The sequence below is a fragment of the Nocardioides sp. genome (assembly GCF_051876515.1).
GTDB lineage: Bacteria > Actinomycetota > Actinomycetes > Propionibacteriales > Nocardioidaceae > Nocardioides.
Map to the genome: position 1 here is coordinate 1 of NZ_JBJEHY010000236.1, position 5085 is coordinate 5085.

Here is a 5085-nt window from a genome sequence, read left to right on the forward strand (position 1 = left end):
CGTCGCCACACACCCGGCCGTCGCGCAGGTGGCCGTGATCGGAACCCCGCACGAGAAGTTCGGCGAGCAGGTGACGGCTCTCGTGGTGCTGCGCGACGGTGTGGAACTGGACGAGACCGTCGTTGTCGAGATCCAGGCCCTCGTGAAGGAGCGCAAGGGCGCCGTCCAGTCCCCGAAGCAGGTCATCCCTGTCGCGTCGATCCCGCTGACCGGCCTCGGCAAGCCCGACAAGAAGGCGCTGCGGGCGCAGTTCTGGACCGGGGACCGCTCCGTCGGTTGACGTACGCCGACCCACTCGCCCGGCTGGTCACTCCGGCCGGGCGAGCCCGTGGTCGTGCGCGAATACGACCACCTGCACGCGATCTCGCAGACCGAGCTTGCGCAGGATCGACCCGACGTGGGTCTTCACCGTCGACTCGCCGCTGAAGGTCTGGGTCGCAATCTCGGCGTTGGACAGGCCACGGGCCACGGCGTGGAAGACCTCGCGTTCGCGGTCGGTGAGGTCGCCGAAGGCCCTGGGGACTCGCGAGCGAGTGTGGAACTGTCCGTCCATCAGGGCCGCGAGGTCGTCGGGGGCGAGGACCGCGTGCCCCGAGTGGACCGTACGGATCGCGTCCGCGAGCAGGGCCGGCGTTGTTCCCTTGAGGAGGAAGCCGCTCGCGCCCAGCCGCATGGCAGTCGCGGCTCGGTCGTCGAGGTTGAAGGTCGTCAGGACGATCACGCGCACCGGTCGATTCCTGGCGGCGACGCGGTCGGGGGAGAAGATCTGACGCGTGGCCTCCACGCCGTCCATCTCGGGCATCCTGACGTCCATCAGCACGACGTCGGGCTCCGTCTCGGCGACGGCGCGCACGGCGTCGACCCCGTTGTCGACCGAACCCACGACCCTCATCCCGGGCTGGGCGTCGACGATCACTGCGACGCCCTCCCGGAACAGGTCCTGGTCGTCGACCAGCAGCACCCGGATCTCGTCCACGGCTCGTGCCTCCTCGCTCATCGCACTCCTCGGGGCGGATCGATGCGCCCGGGCAGGGGAATCCAGGCCGTCGCGGTGAAGGTGCCCTGAGCCTCACGCACGCGCACGTCCATCCGCCCACCGACCGCGTCGAGCCGGCGGCGCATGCCGGCGAGCCCCTTGCCGGTGCGGGGCGAGGCGGGGGCCGCGCGCAGTTCATCGAGGTGGAGGGGGACGGTCAGGTCTCCCGGCCCCTCCGCCGTGCCCGGCAGGGAGTTGCTGACCTCGATCCGCAGGTCGCCGGCCCAGTGGCGCTCGACCTCGATGGGAGCGTCGGGCCTTCCGTGACGTATGGCGTTGGTGAGCATCTCCTGCAGCACCCGGTGAGCCACCCCGGCGAGGTCGGGAGGGAGGGGGCGCACCGTGCCCGCGTCGATGAAGCGGACGTCGCGGCCGCCCGCGCGTACGCCGTCGAGCAGCGCGGTGAGCGCGTCCTCGGCGGGCGGCAGCGGGTGCGAGCCGGTGTCCTCCAGAACCCTGCGGACGTCCGTCAGGGACGCGCGAGCCGTGTCGACGATCGTGCCCAGTGTGCGGTGGAGCGCATCGGGGTCGTGCTGGTACTGACCTGCCTCGGCCTGGGCGAGGATCACCGTGAGGGAGTGGCCCACCACGTCGTGCACGTCGCGGGCGAGTTGCGCCTGCCCTTCGCGCAGGCTCGCGACCTCGGAGGCTGCGTCGCGTTCTGCCTCGGCAGCAACCTGGGAGCGCGCCGAGTCGTCGGAGGCGCGCTGCAGCCGGACGGCGAGACCCAGCAACCAGGGCACCGAGAGCATCAGCAGGCCGACCGCGCCGAGGACGAGTCGCCATCCCCACGCCGAGTCGTTGACGTAGCGCGCGGCGTCCTGCAGGCCCCACGAACGCAACTGGTCCCAGACGGACCAGGGTGAGTCGTCGATGACGTTGAACATCAGCAGCACGGCGGCCGCGGCCGCGGCCGGGATGCTCAGGGCGCTCAGGGCGAGGGTCCTGCGCGCACCCCAGGCGGCGCAGGCGAAGGCCACGAACGCCACGCCGGCTTGGGCGAGCATGACCGGCGTCGAGGTGAAGAGCTGGAACCCGAGCAAGAGCCACAGGCCCGTGAGCGACCAGCCCGGCCAACGGCCCGCGATCGCGATGAGGGCGGCGGTCGCAAGGGTGACGAGCAGCGGCAGGAGGGCGTCTGACGACAGGGGGTCGTTACGCAGCAGCGGATCGCGAAGGGCCTGGAGGACACCGATGCCGCAGACGAGGGCAGCGGAGGCCACGGCAGCCAGCGTCCGGTTCACCACGACGGCACCTTCTCACGCGCTCGGGCACGCGCGTGAGCGGAGGCGACGAGCGGGCGTTCCACGAAGCGCCAGCTCAAGGCTGCCACGACGACCGTGAGCACGGCGGCGACGAGCGAGCCCGAGGCGCCGTACGGCCGCAGCCACAGGGTCAGCGGGTAGTTCCACAGGTAGGCGCCGTACGAGACCGTGCCCAGGAGCACCAGGCACCTGAGCGCAGGCGGTGTGACCCGGACCCAGTTCCGCCAGCCCAGCAGCAGGGTCACGGTCGCGGTGGCCACGAGGGGCCCGACGACCGTGTACGTCCAGACGTGGCCGCGCACGTCGAGCACTGAGAGGACCAGCAGGATCGCGAGGGCCGCCCCGACCGCTGCGGTCGGTGGGTGGGGCACCCGGTCGCGACCCCAGCGTGCGACCACCCCGATGACGAAGCAGGCGGCCCAGCTGGTCGGGAGCACGTACGCGTTGTCGGGGACCGCTCGCAGCCACCAGCAGGTGGCGGCACAGGCGGCCACCGCCGCCCCGGCTGCCAGCAGGAGCGCGGTGCCCAGACGACCGCGCCGGACGGCGAAGAGGAGCAAGGCAGGCAGCAGCAGGTAGAACTGCTCCTCGCCCGCCAGCGTCCACAGGTGGAACGAGGCCTCGGACGTCTCCGGCCGTCCGGGCAGGTTGGCGGTCCAGGTGAGCGCGACCAGCCAGGTGGTGGGCAGGAGGTCGCGTTCGCCGAGCGGGTCGTGCAGCAGGGTCACGACGGTGACCCCGCACAGCATCACGACGAGCGCCGGCACCAGTCTGCGTGCTCTCCTGGCGTAGAAGGCTCGTAACCGCAGGCTGCCGGTCGCGGCCAGCTCGTCGAGGAGCACGCCGGCGATCAAGTAGCCCGACAGTGCGAAGAACATCACCACGCCCACGACCCCTGCTCCCTCGAAGACCGACGGCGCGGCATGGCGCAGCATCACGAGGGCAACGGCGATCCCTCTCAGAAGGTCGACGGAGTCGATCCGCCGCCTCACGGTTGTGTGCCCGCGAGCGCCCGGACAGACGTTCCACACCGATGCCGTGCCCGGTCCTGGGCGAGGGCGGCGCGCACGAGTTCGGCCACCAGCTCGGCGTACGGGATCCCCGCGTGCGCGAGCATCCGCGGCACCTGCGACTGAGCCGTCATGCCGGGCACCGTGTTGACCTCGTTGAGCAGGAAGCCGTCGGGGGTGAGGAAGAAGTCGATCCGGGCCACTCCGGAACAGCCGAGCGCGGTGAACATCGTGAGGGCGAGCGACTCCAGTTCATCGCGGAGCGGCTCCGAGAGGGGAGCGGGCACGACGAACCTTGCCTCGCCGCCGTACTTGGAGTCGTAGTCGAAGAACCCGGGGACGTCGATCTCCAGGGGTGGCGACACCAGGAGCGAGCCGTCAGCCCGCCGAAGGACTGCCACGTCGATCTCGCGACCGGAGACGAAGACCTCCGCCAGCACCCGGTCGTCGTGTCGGAACGCCTCGTCGAGCGCACGGTCCCAGTCGGCGGGGGTGGCTGCGGGGGAGACTCCCTGGCTCGACCCGCCGGCCACTGGCTTCACCACCGCAGGACCGGGCCACGGATGGGTCTCCCCGCGTCGGAGGAGCCGCCCCGGTGCCACGCGGATGCCAACGTCCTGTGCGACCAGCTTGGTGACCCACTTGTCCATGGCCACGGCTCCGGCGCCGACCCCGGAGCCCACGCACGGCAGCCCGAGCATCCGCGCGAGACCGGCGAGGGTGCCGTCCTCCCCGTCCGGCCCGTGCACCAGCGGGAACAGGACGTCGCAGGCCGCCAGCCGTGCCATCGCCCGCGCGGTGTCGATCACCGTGCCGTCGCGCTCGCACCAGCGTCCGTCCCGGTCCACGTCGAGACGTTCGACGTCGTACGAGAGGCTCAGTGCGGCCTGCACTCCGTCCGCGGTGGCGAGGGAGACCTCGTGCTCGGAGTTCGCCCCACCGCCGATGACCGCGACCCGTCGCCTCATGCTGCACACCCCGCGTGCAGGACGTGGGTGGCGGCGACGCGTTCCACACGACGCCCGATGCCGGTGAGGACCTCGTGCTCGAGCACTCCGGCCCAGACCGCCCAGTCCGTCAGGCGCGGGGCCCCCTTCGCTCCGCCGAAGACGGTGACCACCGTTCCAGGTGCGGGCGCCGACGGCCCGAGGTCGACGACGCACTGGTCCATCGAGACCAGCCCCACCAGCGGTCGCCTCACGCCCGCGACGAGCACCTCGGCCCGGCTGGAGGCGGAGCGTGGGATCCCGTCGGCGTACCCGAGCGGGACGAGGCCCAGCCAGGTCGTCCTCGGGGCCGCGTGGTCGTGGCCGTAGCCGATCGTGGCGCCGGCGGGGACGCGCCGCACCTGCACGACCGGAGCCTCCAGCGTCGCCGAGTGGCGGAGCAGGCCGGAACGGCCAGGATCGATCCCAACGAGTCCGGCGCCGGTGCGCAGCAGGGTGTGGTGGGTCAGCGGCGCACGCAGGGCGGCCGAGGTCGCGGCGAGGTGACGCAGACGTGGCCGGATCCCGTGGCGGGCGGCCGTGCGCAGCGCGCGTTCGTACGTCGCCACCCCGTCACGGTGGCAGGACGCGTCGACGTGGTCCCCGCACCCGAGGTGACCCATGACGCCGACGCACTCGATCAGGCCGGCGCGGGCCGCATCGGCCGCGCGCCCGCACAGCGCCGCCCACTCGGCGGGCGGACAGCCGTCGCGTGACATGCCGCAGTCGGCGAACAGGTGCACGCGCGGCGCCTCCAGCGCCAGCCGTGCGATCAGCGGGGGCAAGGC

At 72.3% G+C, this 5085-nt stretch carries 6 protein-coding genes; 1 reads left to right on the forward strand and 5 read right to left on the reverse strand.

Features of this window, described 5'->3' with window-relative positions; translation table 11 throughout:
• On the forward strand, nucleotides 1-280 hold a 280-nt coding region (locus ACI379_RS16445), incomplete at its 5' end, for an AMP-binding enzyme (RefSeq protein WP_439793202.1).
• A gap of 27 nt (nucleotides 281-307) precedes the next feature.
• Here ACI379_RS16445 and ACI379_RS16450 read toward each other — a convergent pair.
• The 5 genes from ACI379_RS16450 to ACI379_RS16470 all read right to left on the reverse strand — a co-directional run.
• Nucleotides 308-997 (reverse strand): response regulator, encoded by a 690-nt coding sequence (locus tag ACI379_RS16450; protein ID WP_439793203.1) that lies wholly within the window; start codon nucleotides 995-997, stop codon nucleotides 308-310.
• Nucleotides 994-2283 carry a sensor histidine kinase gene (locus tag ACI379_RS16455; RefSeq protein WP_439793205.1) on the reverse strand — a complete coding sequence of 430 codons (1290 nt, stop codon included), beginning with the start codon at nucleotides 2281-2283 and terminating at the stop codon, nucleotides 994-996. The genes ACI379_RS16450 and ACI379_RS16455 overlap by 4 nt, the downstream gene beginning before the upstream one ends.
• Nucleotides 2277-3332, reverse strand: a complete 1056-nt coding sequence (locus ACI379_RS16460; protein ID WP_439793206.1) for an acyltransferase family protein — start codon at nucleotides 3330-3332, stop codon at nucleotides 2277-2279. Before ACI379_RS16460 ends, ACI379_RS16455 begins: the two co-directional genes overlap by 7 nt.
• Entirely contained in the window at nucleotides 3290-4279 is a 990-nt protein-coding gene (locus ACI379_RS16465) for a D-alanine--D-alanine ligase family protein (RefSeq protein WP_439793207.1), read from the reverse strand. Before ACI379_RS16465 ends, ACI379_RS16460 begins: the two co-directional genes overlap by 43 nt.
• Nucleotides 4276-5085: alanine racemase (locus ACI379_RS16470; RefSeq protein ID WP_439793208.1), on the reverse strand; the 810-nt coding region annotated here is incomplete at its 5' end. The genes ACI379_RS16465 and ACI379_RS16470, both read right to left, overlap by 4 nt.